The 21494-nt window shown below is 39.8% G+C and carries 22 protein-coding genes; 21 read left to right on the top strand and 1 reads right to left on the bottom strand.

The annotated features are described in order from the left end of the window. Positions 1-20: 20 nt before the first annotated feature. From dnaK to deoC, 6 genes are all read left to right on the top strand, one after another. The gene (dnaK, locus tag ACLIJJ_RS03910; RefSeq protein ID WP_233313104.1) at positions 21-1853 is read left to right on the top strand and encodes a molecular chaperone DnaK; all 1833 of its coding nucleotides are present in this window, start codon (positions 21-23) and stop codon (positions 1851-1853) included. 198 nt (positions 1854-2051) lie between these two features. Continuing rightward, positions 2052-3173 (top strand): molecular chaperone DnaJ, encoded by a 1122-nt coding sequence (dnaJ, locus tag ACLIJJ_RS03905; protein ID WP_233313105.1) that lies wholly within the window; start codon positions 2052-2054, stop codon positions 3171-3173. Between the two features lie 23 nt (positions 3174-3196). Further along, a complete protein-coding gene (gene prmA / locus ACLIJJ_RS03900) occupies positions 3197-4138 on the top strand; it encodes a 50S ribosomal protein L11 methyltransferase (RefSeq protein ID WP_233313106.1) in 942 nt (313 codons plus the stop codon). 113 nt (positions 4139-4251) lie between these two features. Continuing rightward, positions 4252-4998: a 16S rRNA (uracil(1498)-N(3))-methyltransferase gene (locus ACLIJJ_RS03895; RefSeq protein WP_233313107.1), complete on the top strand. Its 747-nt coding sequence runs from the start codon at positions 4252-4254 to the stop codon at positions 4996-4998. 11 nt (positions 4999-5009) lie between these two features. Beyond that, a complete protein-coding gene (gene mtaB, locus ACLIJJ_RS03890) occupies positions 5010-6362 on the top strand; it encodes a tRNA (N(6)-L-threonylcarbamoyladenosine(37)-C(2))-methylthiotransferase MtaB (RefSeq protein ID WP_233313108.1) in 1353 nt (450 codons plus the stop codon). Between the two features lie 100 nt (positions 6363-6462). Beyond that, on the top strand, positions 6463-7134 hold the full coding sequence (gene deoC / locus ACLIJJ_RS03885) for a deoxyribose-phosphate aldolase (RefSeq protein ID WP_411410631.1): 672 nt from the start codon (positions 6463-6465) through the stop codon (positions 7132-7134). A 45-nt stretch (positions 7135-7179) separates the two neighbouring features. On the opposite strand, the gene ACLIJJ_RS03880 is transcribed toward deoC, so the two are convergent. Beyond that, positions 7180-8100 (bottom strand): Na/Pi symporter, encoded by a 921-nt coding sequence (locus ACLIJJ_RS03880; RefSeq protein WP_233313109.1) that lies wholly within the window; start codon positions 8098-8100, stop codon positions 7180-7182. Positions 8101-8384: 284 nt separating this feature from the next. On the opposite strand from ACLIJJ_RS03880, the gene rpsU reads away from it, so the two are divergent. The 15 genes from rpsU to glyQ all read left to right on the top strand — a co-directional run bounded on the left by rpsU (position 8385) and on the right by glyQ (position 21494). Then, positions 8385-8558, top strand: a complete 174-nt coding sequence (gene rpsU, locus ACLIJJ_RS03875; RefSeq protein ID WP_003152957.1) for a 30S ribosomal protein S21 — start codon at positions 8385-8387, stop codon at positions 8556-8558. 15 nt (positions 8559-8573) lie between these two features. Beyond that, positions 8574-9017 (top strand): GatB/YqeY domain-containing protein, encoded by a 444-nt coding sequence (locus ACLIJJ_RS03870; protein WP_233313110.1) that lies wholly within the window; start codon positions 8574-8576, stop codon positions 9015-9017. A gap of 158 nt (positions 9018-9175) precedes the next feature. Continuing rightward, positions 9176-10516, top strand: a complete 1341-nt coding sequence (locus ACLIJJ_RS03865) for an NfeD family protein (protein ID WP_411410568.1) — start codon at positions 9176-9178, stop codon at positions 10514-10516. Next, on the top strand, positions 10516-11517 hold the full coding sequence (gene floA / locus ACLIJJ_RS03860; RefSeq protein ID WP_233313112.1) for a flotillin-like protein FloA: 1002 nt from the start codon (positions 10516-10518) through the stop codon (positions 11515-11517). Before ACLIJJ_RS03865 ends, floA begins: the two co-directional genes overlap by 1 nt. A 25-nt stretch (positions 11518-11542) precedes the next feature. Beyond that, entirely contained in the window at positions 11543-11989 is a 447-nt protein-coding gene (locus ACLIJJ_RS03855; RefSeq protein ID WP_411410567.1) for a hypothetical protein, read from the top strand. Positions 11990-12083: 94 nt separating this feature from the next. Continuing rightward, on the top strand, positions 12084-12368 hold the full coding sequence (gene yqfC / locus ACLIJJ_RS03850; protein WP_233313114.1) for a sporulation protein YqfC: 285 nt from the start codon (positions 12084-12086) through the stop codon (positions 12366-12368). A gap of 14 nt (positions 12369-12382) precedes the next feature. Then, a complete protein-coding gene (yqfD, locus tag ACLIJJ_RS03845; protein WP_233313115.1) occupies positions 12383-13576 on the top strand; it encodes a sporulation protein YqfD in 1194 nt (397 codons plus the stop codon). Continuing rightward, a complete protein-coding gene (locus tag ACLIJJ_RS03840) occupies positions 13573-14538 on the top strand; it encodes a PhoH family protein (RefSeq protein ID WP_233313116.1) in 966 nt (321 codons plus the stop codon). Before yqfD ends, ACLIJJ_RS03840 begins: the two co-directional genes overlap by 4 nt. Before the next feature lie 290 nt (positions 14539-14828). After that, positions 14829-16982: an HD family phosphohydrolase gene (locus ACLIJJ_RS03835; protein WP_237941720.1), complete on the top strand. Its 2154-nt coding sequence runs from the start codon at positions 14829-14831 to the stop codon at positions 16980-16982. A 14-nt stretch (positions 16983-16996) separates the two neighbouring features. Continuing rightward, positions 16997-17467 (top strand): rRNA maturation RNase YbeY, encoded by a 471-nt coding sequence (gene ybeY / locus ACLIJJ_RS03830; protein ID WP_233313118.1) that lies wholly within the window; start codon positions 16997-16999, stop codon positions 17465-17467. Next, positions 17445-17846: a diacylglycerol kinase family protein gene (locus tag ACLIJJ_RS03825; protein WP_233313119.1), complete on the top strand. Its 402-nt coding sequence runs from the start codon at positions 17445-17447 to the stop codon at positions 17844-17846. Before ybeY ends, ACLIJJ_RS03825 begins: the two co-directional genes overlap by 23 nt. Positions 17847-18256: 410 nt before the next feature. Beyond that, positions 18257-19177 carry a GTPase Era gene (era, locus tag ACLIJJ_RS03820; RefSeq protein WP_237941717.1) on the top strand — a complete coding sequence of 307 codons (921 nt, stop codon included), beginning with the start codon at positions 18257-18259 and terminating at the stop codon, positions 19175-19177. 131 nt (positions 19178-19308) lie between these two features. Next, positions 19309-19452, top strand: coding sequence for a YqzL family protein (locus ACLIJJ_RS03815; protein WP_233313121.1), 144 nt, complete (start codon positions 19309-19311; stop codon positions 19450-19452). Between the two features lie 31 nt (positions 19453-19483). Then, a complete protein-coding gene (recO, locus tag ACLIJJ_RS03810; RefSeq protein WP_233314703.1) occupies positions 19484-20242 on the top strand; it encodes a DNA repair protein RecO in 759 nt (252 codons plus the stop codon). A gap of 373 nt (positions 20243-20615) precedes the next feature. Then, positions 20616-21494: a glycine--tRNA ligase subunit alpha gene (gene glyQ, locus ACLIJJ_RS03805; protein ID WP_233313122.1), complete on the top strand. Its 879-nt coding sequence runs from the start codon at positions 20616-20618 to the stop codon at positions 21492-21494.

Here is a 21494-nt window from a genome sequence, read left to right as displayed (position 1 = left end):
GAATTGGAGGGAATTTTTCCATGAGTAAAATTATTGGAATCGATTTAGGTACAACAAACTCATGTGTTGCTGTATTGGAAGGCGGAGAACCAAAAGTTATCCCGAATCCAGAAGGTAACCGCACTGCTCCATCCGTAGTTGCATTTAAAAATGGAGAGCGTCAAGTTGGGGAAGTGGCAAAGCGCCAATCTATTACAAACCCTAACACAATCATGTCCATCAAACGTCATATGGGGACAGACTATAAAGTGGAAGTTGAAGGCAAAAACTATTCACCTCAAGAAGTTTCTGCGATTATCCTTCAATACTTGAAAGGCTATGCAGAAGAGTATCTTGGTGAAAAGGTAACAAAAGCTGTTATCACAGTTCCTGCTTATTTCAACGATGCTGAGCGTCAAGCAACCAAAGATGCAGGTAAAATCGCTGGACTTGAAGTAGAGCGTATCATTAACGAGCCTACTGCAGCAGCACTTGCATATGGTCTAGACAAAACAGATGAAGATCAAACAATCCTAGTATACGATCTTGGTGGCGGTACTTTCGACGTTTCCATCCTTGAATTGGGTGACGGCGTATTCGAAGTTAAATCTACAGCTGGTGACAACCGTCTTGGCGGAGATGACTTTGACCAAGTAATCATTGACTATCTAGTAGATCAATTCAAAAAAGAAAACGGAATTGACTTAAGCAAGGATAAAATGGCGCTTCAACGTTTGAAAGATGCAGCAGAAAAAGCGAAAAAAGATCTGTCTGGTGTAGCATCTACACAAATTTCGCTTCCATTCATCACTGCTGGTGAAGCTGGACCGCTTCACTTGGAAGTAACATTGTCCCGCGCTAAATTCGAAGAAATTTCTTCTGATCTAGTTGAACGCACGATGGGTCCTACTCGTCAAGCGTTGAAAGATGCTGGTTTAAGCGCTTCTGAAATCGATAAAGTAATTCTTGTCGGTGGTTCTACTCGTATTCCTGCTGTACAAGAAGCAATCAAAAAAGAAATCGGTAAAGAGCCGCATAAAGGCGTTAACCCTGATGAAGTAGTTGCAATGGGTGCAGCTATTCAAGGTGGAGTTATCACTGGTGATGTTAAAGACGTAGTTCTTCTTGACGTAACACCACTTTCATTGGGAATTGAGACAATGGGCGGCGTATTCACAAAGCTTATTGAACGCAATACAACAATTCCGACATCTAAATCACAAGTGTTCTCTACTGCTGCTGACAGCCAAACAGCTGTTGACATTCATGTTCTTCAAGGGGAGCGCCCAATGTCTGCAGATAACAAGACATTAGGTAGATTCCAATTGACTGACATTCCGCCAGCACCACGTGGAATTCCACAAATCGAAGTTAGCTTCGATATCGATAAAAACGGTATTGTGAATGTTCGTGCGAAAGATCTTGGAACAAACAAAGAGCAAACTATCACAATCAAGTCTTCAACAGGATTATCTGATGAAGAAATCGATAAAATGGTTAGAGAAGCAGAAGAAAACGCAGAAGCTGATAAAAAGCGCAAAGAAGAAGTAGAATTGCGCAATGAAGCTGACCAATTAGTGTTCACAACAGAAAAAACACTAAAAGACTTGGAAGGCAAAGTGGACGAAAGCGAAGTTGCAAAAGCGAACGAAGCGAAAGATGCGCTTAAAGAAGCAATCGAGAAAAACGAATTAGAAGAAATTCGTGCGAAAAAAGATGCGCTTCAAGAAATCGTTCAAAACCTTTCTGCAAAGCTTTATGAAGAAGCAGCTAAACAAGCACAAGCAGCACAAGGTGCTGAAGGTCAATCTGCTGGCAAAAACGATGATGCAGTTGATGCAGAATTCGAAGAGGTTAATGACGACAACAAATAAGCACTAATTTTCGAAAAGTCAAAGTCAGGTTATCCTTGGCTTTGGCTTTTTCTTTATGAGAGCTAATTTTTAGCGTTCCTTTCTAACCTATAAAAGTAAAGGCTTTTTTTAATCGTTTAGAATAAACTATTGTACATTAGAAATGCAAAATGATACAATATCATCTATGTGAAAAGAATCGGGGAGTGGCAATCATAAATGGATAAGCGAGATTACTACGAAGTCCTTGGAGTTGCAAAAACGGCTTCCAAGGATGAAATCAAAAAAGCATATCGTAAGCTGTCAAAAAAGTATCATCCGGATATTAATAAAGATCCGGGAGCAGATGATCAGTTTAAAGAAGTAAAAGAAGCGTATGAAGTACTTAGCGATGATCAAAAACGTGCCCATTATGATCAATTTGGCCACACAGATCCTAACCAAGGCTTTGGTGGTGGAGCTGGAGACTTCGGCGGCTTTGGCTTTGAAGATATTTTCAGCAGTTTCTTTGGTGGCGGCGGACGCCGACGTGATCCGAATGCACCAAGACAAGGAGCAGACCTGCAGTACACAATGACTCTGTCCTTTGAGGAAGCAGCTTTTGGAAAAGAAACAGAAATTGAAATTCCGCGTGAGGAAACTTGTGAAACATGCAGCGGAACAGGTGCTAAGCCTGGAACAAAACCTGTAACATGTAAACATTGCAGTGGTACAGGGCAATTGAATGTGGAGCAAAATACGCCATTCGGAAAAATTGTTAACAGAAGAACTTGTCAGCATTGTAATGGTACTGGTAAAGAAATTAAACATAAATGCGGAACATGCGGCGGAACAGGTAAAGTGAAAAAACGCCGTAAGATTAAAGTGAAAATTCCTGCTGGAATTGATGACGGTCAACAGCTTCGCGTCAGCGGCCAAGGGGAACCAGGCGTTAATGGCGGACCTGCAGGGGACTTATATGTGGTGTTCCATGTTAGAACACATGAGTTCTTTGAGCGTGATGGAGAGGACGTATACTGCGAAATGCCTATTACGTTTGCACAAGCAGCTCTTGGTGATGAAGTGGAAGTACCAACACTGCACGGTAAAGTGAAATTGAAAGTGCCGGCAGGAACACAGACAGGAACGAAATTCCGTCTAAAAGGTAAAGGTATTGCCAATGTGCGCGGCTACGGTACAGGGGATCAGCATGTTATTGTCCGCTTGATTACGCCGACAAAACTATCCGATAAACAGAAACAATTGCTGCAGGAATTTGCAGAGGTAACAGGAAATGCTCCTCAAGGGGAAGAAGAAGAAAGCTTTTTTTCAAAAGTTAAAAGAGCCTTTAAAGGTGAATAAAGATTGATTGGAGTTGGTAGAAAATGAAATGGTCTGAAATCACAATTCATACAACAAATGAAGCGATTGAACCTATTTCAAACATATTGCATGAAGCAGGTGCAAGCGGGGTGGTAATTGAAGATCCCTTCGATTTGATTAAAGAAAGAGAAGACCGTTTTGGCGAAATCTACCAACTCAATCCTGACGATTATCCAGAAGAAGGCGTATTGGTAAAAGCTTATCTTCCCATCAACAGCTTTTTGGGAGAAACGGTAGAGGAAATTAAAGAGGCAATCAATAATTTGATCCTTTTTAATATTGATATTGGTTTAAATAAAGTTTCCATTATGGAAGTGAATGAAGAAGAATGGGCAACAGCATGGAAGAAATATTACCATCCTGTTAAGATTTCGGAGAAATTCACTATTGTGCCAACTTGGGAAGATTATTCACCAGTTCACAGTGATGAACTAATCATTGAATTGGATCCAGGCATGGCATTTGGTACGGGGACACATCCAACGACTGTATTATGTATCCAGGCTTTGGAGAGAATAGTAAAAAAAGGGGATGCTGTCATTGATGTCGGCACAGGTTCAGGTGTTCTGAGCATTGCAGCAGCTATGCTTAAAGCTAAATCTGTTCTTGCCCTTGATTTAGACGAAGTGGCTGTTCAGTCAGCAAAACTTAATCTTAAACTGAACAAAGTGCATGAAACGGCTCATGTTCAGCAGAATAATTTGCTTGACGGTATCAGCGAGGAGGCAGACGTCATTGTGGCGAACATCCTTGCTGAGGTGATAGTCCGCTTTACGGATGATGTTTACCGTTTATTAAAACAGGATGGCTATTTTATCGCATCAGGAATCATTCTTCAGAAAAAAGAAGAAGTGAAAGCAGCGATTATAGCATCAGGTCTTGAAATTGTTGAAACGGTTCAAATGGAAGATTGGATCAGCATCACAGCGAAAAAAGGAAAGTAAGGTAAAAAAGAAGTTTGTTTGATACACTGCAAACTTCTTTTAGCATGCTTATAATGCTTAAGTAGTGCTTTGTCAAATTATTCCTGATTATATGTAAAGGCAGGTTTTATGCATTGCAACGTTATTTTGCGGAAAATGTAGAGGACACATTCCTAATAAAAGAAGATGACTTCCATCATATTACAAGGGTCATGCGCATGAAGCCTGATGAAGAAATCTATTGTGTCAATTCAAATCAGCAAACCGCCCGCTGTAAAATTGAAAATATTACCGAAAACGAAGTAGTGGCAAAGGTGATACAATGGGTAGAGGAAGACATTGAACTCCCTGTCAAGGTAACAATAGTAAGCGGCCTGCCAAAAGGGGATAAGCTAGAATGGATTATCCAAAAAGGCACAGAATTAGGTGCGCACGAGTTTATCCCTTTTATTGCATCTCGCTCGATTGTTAAATGGGACGCAAAAAAGTCCGATAAAAAAATCAGCCGCTGGAACAAGATTGCAAAAGAAGCGGCAGAACAGTCACACCGCGCTGCGATTCCCAATGTAATAGCCCCGGTTTCGCCAAAAGAGTTAATAAAGATGGCCGCTGATTATGATGTATTAATCATTGCCTATGAGGAAGAAGCTAAGGCTTTAGAATCAGCTAATCTAGCGAGAGCGCTTTCCTCTATGAAGAAGGGGCAGTCGATTCTTGCTGTATTTGGCCCAGAAGGCGGCCTTACAGATACGGAAGTCGAGCTTCTGACAGACAACGGCTTTATTGCCTGTGGACTCGGACCAAGAATATTAAGGACGGAAACAGCACCATTGTATTTGCTTTCCGCTGTTTCCTATCATTTTGAATTAATGAATGGATGAGGTGAAATATAATGCCAACAGTTGCTTTTCACACATTAGGTTGTAAAGTAAATCATTATGAAACAGAAGCTATATGGCAATTATTTAAAGAGCAAGGATACGAAAGAGTAGATTATGAGAACATGTCTGACGTTTATGTCATTAATACATGTACGGTTACAAACACAGGAGACAAAAAAAGTCGTCAAGTAATCAGACGGGCTGTTCGCAAAAATCCCGACGCAGTCATTTGTGTTACTGGTTGCTATGCGCAAACATCGCCGGCAGAAATCATGGCTATTCCTGGTGTAGATATCGTTGTTGGAACACAGGATCGTGTGAAAATGCTTGATTACATCACGCAATATAAAGAAGAACGCCAGCCGATTAATGCAGTCGGCAATATTATGAAAAACAGAGTGTATGAGGAATTAGACGTTCCAGCTTTCACGGACAGAACGAGAGCATCTTTGAAAATCCAAGAGGGCTGTAATAATTTCTGCACATTCTGTATCATCCCATGGGCTAGAGGTTTAATGCGCTCAAGAGATCCGCAGGAAGTAATCAGACAAGCTCAACAGCTTGTACATGCAGGCTATAAGGAGATTGTTCTTACAGGTATCCACACAGGCGGTTACGGCGAGGATATGAAAGACTATAATCTTGCAAGATTGCTTCGTGATTTAGAATCACAAGTAAAAGGATTAAAGAGACTTCGTATCTCTTCCATTGAAGCAAGCCAAATTACGGACGAGGTCATTGAGGTTCTTAATGATTCGAAAATAATTGTAAATCATCTTCATATTCCGATTCAATCCGGTTCTGATACTGTATTGAAGAGAATGAGAAGAAAGTATACAATGGAGTTCTTCGCAGAAAGAATCACTCGTCTTAAAGAGGCGCTTCCTGGTCTCGCTGTCACATCTGATGTAATTGTCGGCTTCCCAGGAGAGACAGAAGAAGAATTTATGGAAACTTACAACTTCATTAAAGAGCATAAGTTTTCTGAGCTTCATGTTTTCCCTTACTCAAAAAGAACGGGTACTCCTGCAGCTAGAATGGAAGACCAGATTGATGAAGATGTGAAAAACGAACGAGTTCATCGACTGATTGCCCTTTCAGACCAGCTTGCTAAAGAATATGCTTCTAATTACGAAGGCGAAGTCGTGGAAGTGATTCCAGAGGAAGTATATAAGGAATCTGGAAACGGCGATTTGTATGTCGGCTATACAGATAACTATCTGAAAGTAGTATTTCCGGCAACAGAAGAGATGGTTGGCCAAATCGTAAAAGTGAAAATTACTAAAGCAGGCTATCCAGTTAACGAAGGTCAATTCGTCCGATTATTGGAAGAATATACAGAAACAGAAAAAGCGATTGTATAATTAGCAGCAGTACAACAGTTTCAAAGAGTGGAAAAGCATCTGAAGCGATGCTTTTCTAATGACAAAAATCATACATACCATGTAAAAGGAGCCATTAATGATGAGCAGCCAAATTGCAAAAATGATCGATCACACTTTATTGAAAGCAGACGCAACAAAAGAACAGGTTAAAACATTATGTGAGGAAGCAAAACAATACAGCTTTGCTTCAGTATGCGTAAACCCAACTTGGGTTCAATATGCTAGTGAGCTATTGGCAGGCACGGAAGTAAAAGTGTGCACTGTTATCGGTTTCCCATTAGGCGCAACTACTTCTGCAACAAAAGCGTTTGAAACAACGAATGCTATTGAAAATGGAGCAACGGAAGTTGATATGGTTATTAATATTGGTGCACTTAAAGACAAGAACTATGACCTTGTGAAAGAAGACATTAAAGCAGTAGTGGATGCAGCAAAAGGCAAAGCACTTACAAAGGTAATTATTGAAACTAGTCTGCTGACTGATGAAGAGAAAGAAAAAGCATGTGTTTTAGCAGTCGAAGCAGGAACTGACTTTGTGAAAACATCTACTGGATTTTCAACAGGTGGAGCAACGGTTGAAGATATTGCTCTTATGAGAAAAACAGTTGGACCAGATATCGGTGTTAAGGCTTCCGGTGGTGTAAGAAGCAGTGAAGATACGGAGAAAATGATTGCTGCTGGAGCTACTCGCATTGGCGCAAGTTCTGGTGTTACGATTGTTAACGGACTAACAAGCAACAGCGACTACTAAGAAGAAGGATGGTACCCATTAGGGTCCATCCTTTTTTTATTGCGTCTAAACCTTATGCAGCTTCATAATCCATTTCCCGAACTGTTCAGCAAACGGCAGGACAAGGATAGAGGACAGCACATTGAATAAAAGGCTTGCATGTGCAAGCTGAACGTCCTTAGCACTCGTCATATATTCCACAGCATCTGTTAATTGGCCAATGAACGGGTAGAACAGAAGCACCCCGCCGACATTAAGCCAAATATGAGCATATGCACAAAGCTTTGCCTGCTTTTCGGCGCCGATAGATGCAAGATAGGAGGTTATACAGGTGCCGATATTAGAGCCAAGCATAATTGCAATTCCGGCTTCAATACTCAGCATATCAGCAGTCAAAAAGCCCATGATAATTCCGATTGTTGCGGTGCTTGACTGAATTAATGCTGTCAGGAGAATTCCGACAGCTAAAGCCAAAATAATCCGGTCAGATAAATGAGCGAGGAAGGTCTGCATAAAAGGGTTGTCTTGAATGATGGACGCAAAATGTTTAAATCCTTTCATTGCCGTAAAGACAATCGCTATCCCGAATAATACAAACCCGATACTTCTTAGTTTATGTTTGTTGACTAGTATGAAAACAGCTCCGATTATTGCTAATGGAAGCAAAAAGTCACTAATATCATAGGTGATAAATTCCGTCGTAAAGGTCGTGCCGATATTTGTTCCGAGAATGATGCCGATTGACTGAGGAAAGGTCAATACCCGTGCAGCAATTAATCCGATTGTCAGCACCATAACAGCAGAGCTGCTTTGCAGGACAGCAGTGATGATTATTGCAGCAACCATGCCCTTCCAAGGCTTATTGGTAAGCTTCTCTAATAAGGCTTTAAGTGAATGGGAAGAGAGGTTGAAAAGGCCTGTCCGCAGCAACGTCATTCCATAAATAAATAACAATATCATGATGATAAATAGTCCAATATAAAGCATGAATGTTCACTCCTTCAAAAAAATATATGAAAGAAAGGAAATGGACATGCTAAAAATGCAAAATGATAGAAATATACAAGATTTAAAGTTCTATTTTGTGGTAATATATAAGTGTGAGGATGGACAATGAGGGATACTTGTTTAGAAATCACAAAAAAAATGAAAACAATTTTCGGTACAAGGCTAAATACAGTTGACCTTGCTTCCTTGATATATTATAATGTCAAGGTACATGGAATCCATGTTGATGTTAGTGTGTTGTGTTTCGGAGGGAGGGAAAGAGAATGTCTAAAACCGTCGTTCGTAAAAACGAATCGCTTGAAGATGCTCTTCGTCGCTTCAAACGTTCAGTATCAAAAACTGGTACTTTGCAGGAAGCTAGAAAGCGCGAATTCTATGAAAAGCCTAGTGTTAAACGTAAGAAGAAATCAGAAGCAGCAAGAAAACGTAAGTTCTAAGAGAGGGTGTATTAATTGAGTCTTCTCGAACGCTTAAACAATGATATGAAGCAAGCGATGAAAAACAAAGATAAAGATAAACTCACTAATATCAGAATGCTGAAAGCTGCCATTCAAAATGAAAGCATTAAGATTGGCGGAGATCTTTCTGAAGAGGATGAGTTAACTGTCCTTTCTCGCGAAGTGAAACAACGCAAGGACTCCCTCCATGAGTTTGAAAAAGCAGGTCGCCAAGATCTTGTTGACAAAGTACGTGCGGAGTTAAAGCATGTTGAAATATATATGCCTGAACAGCTTTCAGAAGAGGAGTTAACAGAAATCGTTACTTCTGTAATTGCAGAAACTGGAGCTTCTTCAAAGAAAGATATGGGAAAAGTGATGGCTGCTTTAATGCCAAAGGTTAAAGGTAAAGCAGATGGTTCACTAGTAAATAAACTTGTACAACAACACCTTTCATAAATGAAATTGTTTTAAAGGCTGCAGTCTCAGACTGCAGCCTTTTTACATTGTGTTGGAAAGTTATGAAGAAGTCTATAATAATAATAAATGTATGAAACTTTTTTAAAAGTTAATCGTATATTTACTATAGCCACGATGTTCAGGAAAGGAGGAGGAACTTGAATAGGAAAAAAATATTGATTTTGCCTTTTCTTTTTAGTTTATTATTATCCTTTTTTCCTGTAGTCAGTTTTGCTAACGACCAATCATTAGTCTATATCATTCCAATAAAGAATACAGTGGAAAAAGGCCTGAGTGAGTTTATCGACAGGGGGATCAAAACGGCAGAAGAAAAAAAGGCAGACGTTATTATCTTTGACATGGATACACCTGGGGGAGCAGTTGATGCAGCTGCTGCGATCGGAAAGATGATTTCTGAAACAAAGATAAAGACAGTCACATATATCAATCAGGATGCTATCTCTGCAGGCTCTTATATTGCCTTAAATACAGATATGATTTATATGGATGAGGGCGGAAGATTCGGGGCAGCTGGTATCATAGATGGACAAGGAAACACTGCCGGCGAAAAAGCGCAATCATACTGGCTGTCTGCGATGAGAGGAGCCGCTGAAAAAGGAGGCAAAGACCCTCGTTATGCGATGGCTATGGCTGATAAATCGATTGCCATACCAGAGCTCGGTGATGATGAGAATGAGTTTCTTACATTGACAGCTGCAGAAAGTCTTCACGTTGATTATTCAAATGGAACAGTCTCTAATTTGGATGAACTGCTTGGTGAGCTGGGCATGGAAAATGCAAAAGTCGAAAGAATGGATGAAAGCTTTGCCGACAAAGTGGCACGCTTTGTGACAAATCCGCTCATTATTCCGATTTTGTTATCAATTGGCAGTCTTGGTTTGATATTTGAGTTGTTTTCTCCAGGTTTTGGTGTTCCTGGCTTTGTGGGAATCTCTTCTCTGCTTTTGTTCTTCTATGGCCACCTTGTTTCAGGGCTTGCAGGATATGAAACAATCATTCTGTTTGCTGTAGGGATACTTCTTGTTCTGCTGGAGTTCTTTATAGTCGGCGGAATAGCTGGAACATTGGGCATTGTTGCAATTATAGGCAGTATCTTTCTTGCCGGAGGGAATGCTTATCATATTGCCATTAGCATTTGTATTGCGATAGCTGTATCGATTATCGCCACTATTCTTTTAGTAAAGGTGTTTGGTAGAAAAATGAAATTCTTCAAAAAAATTGTGCTGAGAGACTCTACGAGTACGGAAGAAGGATATGTTTCCAATAAAACAAGAAATGATCTTGTTGGCAAGACAGGTATAACTATGACTGCGCTTCGTCCTTCAGGAACGGTTGTTATTGGAGACGAACGAATTGATGTGGTCAGTGAAGGTAACTTTATTGGAAAAGATGTAAAAGTTAAAATTGTAAAAGCAGAAGGATCAAGAATTGTCGTTAGAGAATTCACCGATATTGATCTGCACAAGGAGGAAAATTAATGGAAGCATTAAGCGCAACGACAATCTTTTGGGTTGCAGTAGTAGTGATTGGAATTATCTTGCTTGGAATCCTGTTGACATTCGTCCCAGTTATGCTGTGGATTTCAGCATTAGCAGCAGGCGTAAGAATCAGCATATTTACATTGATTGGGATGAGGTTGAGAAGGGTAATTCCTAGCCGTGTTGTTAATCCGTTAATCAAGGCGCATAAAGCTGGAATTAATGTAACAATCAATCAATTGGAAAGCCATTACTTGGCTGGTGGTAATGTCGACAGAGTTGTCAATGCATTGATAGCTGCACACAGGGCAAATATTGAGCTTTCGTTTGAACGCTGTGCTGCAATCGATTTGGCTGGCCGTGACGTTCTCGAAGCGGTACAGATGAGTGTTAACCCGAAAGTTATTGAAACGCCATTTATTGCCGGTGTAGCAATGGATGGAATTGAAGTAAAAGCAAAAGCTAGAATTACTGTTCGCGCAAATATTGAGCGCCTTGTAGGGGGAGCTGGAGAAGAAACAGTTGTAGCTCGTGTCGGTGAAGGAATTGTCTCAACAATCGGTTCATCGAATAATCATAAGAAGGTCCTCGAAAACCCAGACATGATTTCACAGACTGTATTGTCAAAAGGTCTAGATGCTGGAACAGCGTTTGAAATCTTATCCATTGATATTGCGGATGTGGATATAGGCAAAAACATCGGAGCTGAATTACAGACAGAACAGGCAGAAGCTGATAAGAAGATAGCACAAGCGAAAGCGGAAGAACGCCGAGCAATGGCTGTTGCACAAGAACAAGAGATGAAAGCCAAAGTTCAGGAAATGCGCGCGAAGGTTGTCGAGGCAGAAGCAGAAGTTCCAATGGCGATGTCTGACGCTCTTCGTTCTGGAAATATGGGTGTTATGGATTATATGAACTTGCAGAACATTACCGCAGATACGGAAATGAGAGGTTCAATCGGCAAAGTAAATAATGAAAATAAAGATGAAGATAAAAAGTAAGGCACGCTGAAGGGAGTAGTCTCTCTTGGAATATATTTCAATTATTATCGTGATAGTAGGCTTCCTGTTCTCCTTATTCCAAAAAGAGAAAGAAAAACAGGAGGATAATGGCAAAAAGGCGAAGAAGAAAACCGCGCCTGTTAATATGCCTGATATTAAGAAGCAAGTAATGAAAAGAGTGGAGCAGGCATTGGAAGAACCTGTGAGAAAAGAAACAGTGCCAGTGCCGAATGAATTGGATGCCATTAAAAAAGAAAGAGATGCCCTCAAAAAGAGGCTGAAGCTGATGGAAAGAAATATCGCACGAAGCCAGCACGAGCACAAACAGCAGGAGATTCTGCCAATAGAATCAAAAGACCTGCTTAACGGTTCAAATCTTGCTGAGGCGGTCATTCTTTCGGAAATTATTGGGCCTCCAAGGGCTAAACGGCCCCATCCTGCAACCCGCAAGAAGCAAATGATTAAACAGTAAAAATATTTAGCAGCAATGCTGAATTTTCCTAAAAAATAGGTGCTAGAACCTTCCTTTTTCTCATACACATGAGATGAAAGGGGGTTCTTTTTTTATGGCTAAAAAATGGGGAAATACGGTACGGAACTGGATGATTAAAAACCTAGAGCTTCCTCAAGATGTCATGATGGACTTACCCAGGATCACAATGATTGGCCAAATCCATATTTATATTGAGAACCACCGTGGTTTGCTGACTTTTTCAGACAAAGAGCTAAGGCTGCTCTTAAAACAGGGACAGCTTTTAATAAAGGGCAAAGGCTTTGTCATAAAGACGATCTTGCCAGAGGAAATACTGCTGGAAGGAAAAATAGATCAGGTGATGTACATAAACGAATAACATGGGAGGAAGCTATGAAAAATCATTGGATAGAATTTTTTACTGGGATTGTAACAGTTAAAGCAACAGGGAAAGGGCTGGAGCGTTTTTTAAATAATCTGCTGAGAAAGAAGATTGCTGTCTGGAGTGTTAAAAAACACGGCCCTCACTCTATCACGTTTCAAATGGGCTTAAAAAGCATCCATAAGTTCCGAGAGGTTGTAAGAGGGAGTGGCATCAAAATAGAGTTTCAGCGTGGCGCTGGAGCTCCCTTTCTTTATAAAAGAATACTGAAAAACAGCGGCTTTGCGATTGGTGTCTTTTTATTCTTAGGACTAGTTCTCACCCTTTCCAATATGGTATGGGGCATTGAGATTAAGGGAGCTAATCCTGCAACTGAATATCAAATCCGCAAGCAACTGGATAAAATGGATATTAAAATTGGGGAATTTCAATTTTTCGCAAAAGAATTGGACGAGATACAAGCTGAACTGACCAATAATATTGACGCAATCACCTGGATTGGCGTGGAGTTAAAAGGGACAACTTACCACTTTCAAGTAGTGGAAAAGAATGAGCCTGATAAAGTAGAAGAGGAAAAACCGCAAAATCTTATCGCGGCTAAAAAAGCAACCATTGTAGATTACTTCATTGAAGAAGGAGACCAAGTTTTCAGCGTTCATGATGTGGTAAAAAAAGGTCAATTATTAGTAACCGGAACATATGGGAAAGATAAAGATACAAAAACCGTCTCAGCCAGAGGGGAGATATGGGGAGAAACCTGGTACAGCTCCACTGTGACAATTCCTTTAGAAAGTACCTTCCAAGTTTTTAATGGCAATGAAAAGCAAAAGCATTACCTTAAAGTAGGCGGTTTTGAAATTCCTGTTTGGGGTTTTGGGAAGGTAGAGTACAAGGAATATGAAAAAGAGGAAAACGAAAAAAATCTTAAGTTCTTGAAATGGGAACTGCCAATAAAGGTTACAAATAAGACATACAGGGAAAAGGAAGAAGTGACGAGAAGCTATACGGAAAAAGAAGCCATTAAAGCAGGCAAGGAAAAAGCCCGTAAGGATGTGCAAAAGGAAATTGGCGAAGACGGAAAAATTAAGAAAGAAAAAATTTTGCGACAATCGGTAAAGAATGGTAAAGTAATACTGAATATAGATTTCACAACAATTGAAAATATTGCAGAAGTACAACCTATAACTCAAGGAGACTTGGAATGACAGAAGATTTAAAGACAATGAATGTAAAATTAAATGGCCCAGAAGAGGCAGTAGCCTTGCTTGGAACAGGGGATCGCAATCTGGAAATCCTCGAAAAGGAATTAGATTGCCAAATTGTTACAAGAGGCGAAACTTTGCATGTTTCCTCTACAAACCCAGACAGCATTGAATTGGTTGGAGACATTGTTGAAAAACTTTTGCAGGTAATACGGAAAGGTATTTCCGTTAGCCAGCGCGATGTCAGTTATGCAATTGAAATGGCCAGAAAAGGAACCTTGGAGTATTTTGGAGCACTTTATGATGAAGAAATTGCGAAAACAATTAAGGGAAAATCTATCAGGGTTAAAACAATTGGACAAAGTGAATATATCCGTTCCATTAAAAAAAATGACTTAGTTTTCGGGATCGGACCAGCTGGTACGGGTAAAACGTATTTAGCTGTTGTAATGGCGGTCAGCGCCCTTAAAAGCGGCAAGGTGAACCGAATCATCCTGACAAGGCCTGCTGTTGAAGCGGGGGAAAGTCTTGGTTTTTTGCCAGGTGACTTGAAGGAAAAAGTCGACCCGTATCTCCGCCCTTTATATGATGCTTTGCATGATGTACTTGGAATGGAGCATACTCAGCGTTTGATTGAGAGAAATACAATTGAAATTGCTCCGCTCGCATATATGAGGGGACGAACATTGGATGATGCGTTTGTTATTTTGGACGAGGCCCAAAATACGACACAAGCACAAATGAAGATGTTTCTAACGAGACTTGGATTCGGCTCAAAAATGGTTATTACTGGTGACCGTACTCAAATTGATTTGCCGAAGGGTGTTAAGTCCGGTTTAGTGGCAGCAGAGCATATATTAAATAATGTTTCAGGGATAACCTTCAGTTATATGTCTGAAACAGATGTAGTAAGACATCCCCTTGTTGGGAAAATAATAAGAGCATACGATGCACAAGAGAGCTAATGTAAGTGTAAAAGGCAAACCATCTTAATCAGATAAGCATGGTTTGCCTTTTTCTTTGCGCCTATAGTTTGTTTCGTCTAAGTAGGGGTCAGACTAGGGATATTAGTCATTTTTTGCTAAAAAAACTGGATTTTTACGCTTAAACCCTGCTAGTAAAGCGATATATCGAGAAAAAAGATGAAAACATGGCGAAAAACTGATATTATTTTACATAAATATCAGGTTTAATAAGTATTTTTAAGTTTTTACATATAATCATGAGGTATCTGTCAGTTAGTTAGGAGGTTACAATGGGATTTCTTCAAAAAATCATACATAATAAGAACCGTTTTCTAAACAAAACAGCAATTCGGATCTTGCTATTTGTGCTTATTGGAGCGGTATTGTTTTTCTCGATGTACAGCAATGTTAAACCGGAAAAGTTAAATGTAGATGTGTTTACTGTCGCCAACGAGACGATTCGCTCTCCCTTAACGGTGGAAGATACGGAAAGCACGGAAAAGAAAAAAGAAGATAATAAAAACCAAGTGCAAGATGTATACGTTGTAAATAAAGAAATTGCCCAAAACCGTGTTGATTTAATTACCTCTATTTTTGATTCTGTGACAGAGGTGAACAATGAGGCAGAAAAGGCAGCAGATAGTGGAGAAACAGACAGTAAAGCTACGAATACAAGCAGTATTACTCCTGATAAGAAACTTTCTTTGCTAAAGGAAAAGCTGACTGCAAATGTAACAAATGAGATTATGGACAGCACGCTTAAGGAGCTGCTTGCTTCATCTGAGGAAGAACTCGAAATTGCAGAGGATATTACAGTCACCGCGATTAACTCTGTTATGAGCAGCAAAATACCGGCAGATGATGTGGAAAATGCTAAAAAGCGAGTGGAAGACGAGCTGAGGAACAGCAGCGGCATTAACAGCGATATAAAAAGTGCTGTTATTGACTTAGGAAGATTTGCGATTATCCAAAATGAATTCTATGATCCGACAGGTACGGAGGAGCTGAGACAGCAAGCAGTAGACAGTGTAGAGCCTGTTAAAATACTGCAAGGGCAAATTCTTGTAGAAGAAGGACAGCTTATTAGCAGGGAGGTTTACCGTCAGCTTGGTTTAGTCGGCTTGCTGGATACAGAACACACGAGTAAGCCGTTTTTAGGGCTTGGCTTAATCGTCCTGTCTATTGTTTGTTTATTTTACTTTTATATAGCCGGCATTGACCGAAGAAACAAGGGGACTAAAGGCTATGATTTAATGTTCTCGATTATTTTCATCATTTCCATTCTCATTATGAAAGCAATCAGCCTGTTTCAGCAGGAGGACATTATTGAAATCGGCTATTTCTTCCCAGCGGCAATGGCTGTTATGCTGATAAAAATTTTAATTGAAGAGAAATTAGCAATCTTTGTAACCATTGCCCTAGCAGTATGCGGGATGATTATGTTCAATGAAGGAACGGCAGGAGCATTCCATGTCGGTATTGGAATATATATATTAGCAGGGGGAATTGCAGGCATCCAGTTTTTGAAAAAGCATAATCAGCGTTCCAATATTTTGCAGGCAGGCTTGCTAGTTGCACTGATTAATATCATTACAATCCTTGGCATGCTCTATATGCAAAATGGTCAGCTTGAAGCAACAGAATATGGATTTTATCTATTAAGTGCCATTCTATCAGGAATTATATCGGCTGTTTTGACAATAGGGATACTGCCGTTTTTTGAAACTGGCTTTAACATCCTGTCAACGATGAAGCTGATTGAGCTTTCAAACCCTAATCATCCGTTATTGCGAAAGATTTTGACTGAAGCTCCGGGAACGTATCACCACAGTGTAATGGTTGCTAATTTGGCGGAGGCAGCATGTGAAGCAATCGGTGCAAATGGTTTGTTAGCAAGAGTTGGCTGTTATTATCATGACATAGGCAAAACAAAAAGACCGCAGTTTTTTATTGAAAACCAGATGAATATGGGGAACCCCCATGACCGTCTTCCGCCTGCTGCCAGCAAAAATATTATTATTGCTCATGCAACGGATGGAGCGCAGCTTTTAAAAAGCTCAAAAATGCCGAAAGAGATTATTGATATTGCCGAACAGCATCATGGCACGTCCCTGCTAAAGTTCTTTTATTATAAGGCAAAAGAAAAAAATCCTGATGCTGCAGAAGACGACTTCCGCTACCCGGGACCAAAAGCGCAATCAAGGGAGGCAGCAATCATAGGAATTGCTGATAGTGTGGAAGCGGCTGTACGAAGTCTAAGCTCCCCTACACCAGATCAAATTGAAAGCCTGATTAAAAATATTATTGCAGACCGCCTTCAAGACGGGCAGCTCGATGATTGTGATCTTACCTTAAAGGAATTAGAACAGGTTCGCAACACACTCTGTGAAACATTAAAAGGGATATTTCATTCAAGAATAGAATATCCCGACATGAAGAAGTAAAGGATGAATTGAATATGAATTTAGAAATAGATTTTATTGATGAAACTACAAAGGTGGCAGCAGCAGACCAAGAATTAGTAGAGAAATTGTTGATGTTTGCGGCGCAAAAACAAAACTTGTCGGGAAATATTGAGCTTTCGGTTACATTTGTCGATAATGACCGCATCCAGGAAATCAATAAAGAATACCGCAATAAAGACCAGGCGACAGATGTTATTTCCTTTGCAATGGAAGAGCTTGGAGAAGGGGAAATAGAGCTTGTAGGAATGGATATGCCACGGGTGCTCGGCGATATTATCATATCTGTCGACAGGACAAAGGAGCAAGCAGAGGAATATGGTCATACTTATTCACGCGAGCTAGGTTTTCTAGCTGTTCACGGTTTTCTCCACCTGTTAGGATATGATCATCTTACAAAAGAGGATGAAGAAGTAATGTTTACTCTTCAAAAGGAAATTTTAGATGAATTCGGACTCCAAAGATAAAAGGATTCAGAAGAACAGTCAGCTATCTTCCTTTCGCCTTGCGTTCATTGGCATTATATCGGCTGTGAAGAAAGAAAGAAATTTACGGATACATTTATGTTTTACAGCGCTTGTCATATTGTTGGGATTTGTTTTTCATATTTCTGTACAAAACTGGATGTTCCTTTCTATTGCAATAGGGCTGGTCATCTGTATGGAATTGATGAACACTGCCCTTGAGCGTGTTGTAGATCTTGTAACAGAGAAATATCATCCATTGGCAAAACAAGCAAAGGATATTGCAGCAGGTGCAGTATTGTTTGCAGCCATCATTGCCCTTATAATCGGAATGTTCGTTTTTGTACCGGAAATAATGCAACTCATGAGCATTGGGATTTAAAACTCCCTTGCTCTTTTTTTGTTTGTTGAATAGAATTACCTAGCAGGTTTGCTGGCTAATAAGCTTTCATCAGCAGAGAAGATAGTATATAATTTTAATAGGGCTATAAAAGGATATACATATGTGTGCAAATACAGAAATTACATCTGCTTATTTGAAAACGTTCTTTTCTTTTTATAAAATAGGGAACAGCCAAAGTCTTTTGGAGTAAAAAAACAAAAAGAGGCGAATATATGAAGCAGATGCGCTAACTACTTCCTTGTAGTACTAAACATAGTTGAATAAGCGCATGGGCGGTTGTCTTTCGGCCTTAGAGCATCACCGGCAATCAAACAGGAATCAGCAGACATTCAAAAAAATTTACAGCGGCGAAAATGCTGCTTAAAGAGCAATTTTATCGGAGGCATTAAATGGACTTAAATAATAACAGCAACAAGGAACATAAATCAGGATTTATCTCTATTATCGGACGGCCAAACGTCGGAAAATCAACCTTTTTGAACCGTGTAATCGGCCAGAAAATCGCTATTATGAGCGATAAGCCGCAAACAACTAGAAATAAAGTGCAAGGTGTGCTGACGACAGATGACTCTCAGCTGATCTTTATTGATACACCAGGAATTCATAAGCCGAAACATAGACTTGGCGATTTTATGATGAAGGTTGCACAAAACACCTTAAAAGAAGTAGATCTTATCTTGTTTATGGTTAATGCAGAGGAAGGATTCGGAAAAGGGGAAGAATTCATTCTGGAGAAATTTGAGAATATCAAAACGCCTATTTTCTTAGTGGTCAATAAGATTGATACCATTCACCCAGATAAACTGCTGACGGTGATTGACTCATACAAGGAAAAATACCCGTTTAAAGAAATAATTCCTATTTCTGCTTTAGAAGGTAACAATGTGGAAACATTGCTAACCCAAATTAAAAAATATATGCCAGAAGGTCCACAGTTCTATCCGGCAGATCAAGTAACAGACCATCCAGAACGTTTCATCGTTTCAGAATTAATCAGGGAAAAGGCTCTGCACTTAACGAGAGAGGAAATCCCTCATTCTTTAGCGGTAGTTATTGAAAAAATGGAAAGAAAACAAAATGATGTTGTGCATGTAATGGCGACAATTGTTGTTGAAAGGGATTCACAAAAAGGAATCATTATCGGCAAGCAAGGCGGCATGCTGAAGGAAATTGGAAAAAGAGCAAGAACAGATATCGAAAATCTGCTTGGAAATAAAGTGTTCCTCGAGCTTTGGGTTAAAGTGCAAAAGGACTGGAGAAACAAGATGTCCCAATTAAGAGACTTTGGCTTTAGAGAAGACGAGTATTAATTTAAAGCGTAAATAGAATATACAGAAATAAAATTAGCAAAATTTTCGTCTCATGTTTTTATAAAGACAGGCTATGATAAGGTTAAGGCAATGATTAAGCTAGATTAAATCAAAAAAGGTGGGGGTTTATCATGTTAGACTTTACCTGGAAGGTTTTTTCGCAAACAGGTAGCATAGATACGTATCTACTTTTTAAGGAGTTAGAAAAGGCTAACCATGAGATACCGAATGCACAAGAAGAGGAACTAGCCGATATTGATTTTCCTATCTCATAGTCCTGTCCCATAGATAGGGATGGTGAGGGTGATGCTTGAAAAATGTGAAGGCATCGTCATTAGAACGACAGATTATGGAGAGACAAATAAGATTACAACATTATATACCCGTGAATGGGGTAAAGTTGGTGTAATGGCAAGAGGTGCAAAGAAGACGAACAGCAGGCTCTCTGCTGTTACCCAGCCTTTTACATATGCATACTACTTGGTGCAGCGTTCAAGTGGTCTCGGGCTTGTGCAGCAAGGGGAAATGATTACGAGTTTTCGTGCCATTAAAGAAGATATCATGCTGACAGCTTATGCAAGTTATGTTGTTGAGCTGACAGACCGCTGTACAGAAGATAAGAAGCCTAATCCATTTCATTTTGAGTTATTGCAGCAAACATTAAATTATATGAATGAAGGCTATGATGCCCAGATTTTGTCTAATATTTATGAAATGAAGATGCTGAACGTACTAGGACTATATCCAGTTCTTGATAAATGCACAAATTGTGGTGCAACAGACGGTCAGTTTGCCTTTTCCATAAGAGAGGGCGGCCTATTATGTCATCGCTGTCTCGAACATGATCCATATCACTACAAAATGTCCCAGGCTGCTGTAAAGCTGCTGCGAGTCTTTTATTATTTTGACTTAGCAAGGCTTGGTAATATTTCAGTCAAAGACGCAACGAAAGAAGAGCTTAATACGATTATTTCAGCCTATTATGATGAATACTCAGGTTTGTATTTAAAATCAAAAAAATTTCTGCAGTCGATTAAAAGCTTTGGCAGTGACTTCACGAAGTGAGTAGTATATAGGATTTAAATGAAGATGAAGGTTGACAATTGAAATTTTTTTAGATAATATTTTTTGTAAATAAACAGTTGCGTTGAAAAGAAAGTAGTACTTAAACTCCTCTTGATCCAGCGAGCCTAGGATAGTGAAAGCTAGGTGCAAGAGCTTTAAGGAAGGCGTTCATGGAGCGACATTTACATGAAGGTGGCTGCACAAGTCTGCAGCAAATAGGGTGGAACCGCGGGTAAACTCTCGTCCCTATGTCAATAATTGGCATAGGGGCGGGAGTTTTTTTGTTGTCTTTAGGCAAAAACATGATTACATAAATTCTTTTGACTTCTATCAATTGACAAGAAAAATAAATTTTTTGGAGGCTGAAGCTGACATGAATATTCAAAACATGATTTTAACATTGCAAAAGCATTGGTCAGATTATGGTTGTATTTTAATGCAGGCATATGATGTAGAAAAAGGGGCTGGAACAATGAGCCCTTACACTTTCTTAAGAGCAATCGGTCCTGAGCCTTGGAATGTGGCTTATGTAGAACCGTCCAGAAGACCGGCAGATGGACGTTATGGGGAAAACCCGAACCGTCTGTATCAGCATCATCAATTCCAAGTGATTATGAAGCCATCACCTGATAATATTCAAGAACTTTACTTGGATTCGCTTAAAGCACTTGGCATCAATCCTTTAGAGCATGATATCCGCTTCGTTGAGGATAACTGGGAGAACCCGTCATTAGGCTGTGCTGGTTTAGGCTGGGAAGTATGGCTTGACGGCATGGAGATTACTCAGTTCACTTACTTCCAGCAAGTTGGCGGTTTAGAGTGTAAGCCAGTTTCTGTTGAAATAACATACGGTATTGAAAGATTGGCTTCTTATATCCAAGATAAAGAAAATGTGTTTGATTTAGAGTGGACAGACGGCTTTACTATCAGAGATATTTTCTATCAGCCTGAATTTGAGCACAGCAAATACACTTTTGAAACTTCAGATGTAGATATGCTGTTTAACCTGTTTAGTGTCTACGAGAAAGAAGCACATCGCCAAATGGATGAAGGCTTAGTTCATCCAGCATACGATTATGTTTTAAAATGTTCCCACGTATTTAACTTGCTTGATGCTAGAGGTGCGATTTCTGTAACAGAGCGTACCGGCTATATTGGAAGATGCCGAACTTTAGCACGTAAAGTGGCCAAAACATTCTATGAAGAGCGTGAGAAATTAGGATTCCCTATTTTAAAAGGCAAGGAGGTTTGA

Origin of the sequence: Niallia laureatilytica, assembly GCF_046613985.1 — a bacterium.
Lineage (GTDB): Bacteria > Bacillota > Bacilli > Bacillales > Cytobacillaceae > Niallia.
This window is presented reverse-complemented; position numbering and strand designations above follow the sequence as displayed.

What these genes read in the sequence shown, in the direction of transcription:
- dnaK (WP_233313104.1), top strand. Translation starts at nt 21, where the DNA reads ATGAGTAAAATTATTGGAATCGATTTAGGTACAACAAACTCATGTGTT.
- dnaJ (WP_233313105.1), top strand. Translation starts at nt 2,052, where the DNA reads ATGGATAAGCGAGATTACTACGAAGTCCTTGGAGTTGCAAAAACGGCT.
- prmA (WP_233313106.1), top strand. Translation starts at nt 3,197, where the DNA reads ATGAAATGGTCTGAAATCACAATTCATACAACAAATGAAGCGATTGAA.
- mtaB (WP_233313108.1), top strand. Translation starts at nt 5,010, where the DNA reads ATGCCAACAGTTGCTTTTCACACATTAGGTTGTAAAGTAAATCATTAT.
- deoC (WP_411410631.1), top strand. Translation starts at nt 6,463, where the DNA reads ATGAGCAGCCAAATTGCAAAAATGATCGATCACACTTTATTGAAAGCA.
- ACLIJJ_RS03880 (WP_233313109.1), bottom strand. Translation starts at nt 8,100, where the DNA reads ATGCTTTATATTGGACTATTTATCATCATGATATTGTTATTTATTTAT.
- rpsU (WP_003152957.1), top strand. Translation starts at nt 8,385, where the DNA reads ATGTCTAAAACCGTCGTTCGTAAAAACGAATCGCTTGAAGATGCTCTT.
- floA (WP_233313112.1), top strand. Translation starts at nt 10,516, where the DNA reads ATGGAAGCATTAAGCGCAACGACAATCTTTTGGGTTGCAGTAGTAGTG.
- yqfC (WP_233313114.1), top strand. Translation starts at nt 12,084, where the DNA reads ATGGCTAAAAAATGGGGAAATACGGTACGGAACTGGATGATTAAAAAC.
- yqfD (WP_233313115.1), top strand. Translation starts at nt 12,383, where the DNA reads ATGAAAAATCATTGGATAGAATTTTTTACTGGGATTGTAACAGTTAAA.
- ACLIJJ_RS03840 (WP_233313116.1), top strand. Translation starts at nt 13,573, where the DNA reads ATGACAGAAGATTTAAAGACAATGAATGTAAAATTAAATGGCCCAGAA.
- ACLIJJ_RS03835 (WP_237941720.1), top strand. Translation starts at nt 14,829, where the DNA reads ATGGGATTTCTTCAAAAAATCATACATAATAAGAACCGTTTTCTAAAC.
- ybeY (WP_233313118.1), top strand. Translation starts at nt 16,997, where the DNA reads ATGAATTTAGAAATAGATTTTATTGATGAAACTACAAAGGTGGCAGCA.
- ACLIJJ_RS03825 (WP_233313119.1), top strand. Translation starts at nt 17,445, where the DNA reads ATGAATTCGGACTCCAAAGATAAAAGGATTCAGAAGAACAGTCAGCTA.
- era (WP_237941717.1), top strand. Translation starts at nt 18,257, where the DNA reads ATGGACTTAAATAATAACAGCAACAAGGAACATAAATCAGGATTTATC.
- ACLIJJ_RS03815 (WP_233313121.1), top strand. Translation starts at nt 19,309, where the DNA reads ATGTTAGACTTTACCTGGAAGGTTTTTTCGCAAACAGGTAGCATAGAT.
- recO (WP_233314703.1), top strand. Translation starts at nt 19,484, where the DNA reads ATGCTTGAAAAATGTGAAGGCATCGTCATTAGAACGACAGATTATGGA.
- glyQ (WP_233313122.1), top strand. Translation starts at nt 20,616, where the DNA reads ATGAATATTCAAAACATGATTTTAACATTGCAAAAGCATTGGTCAGAT.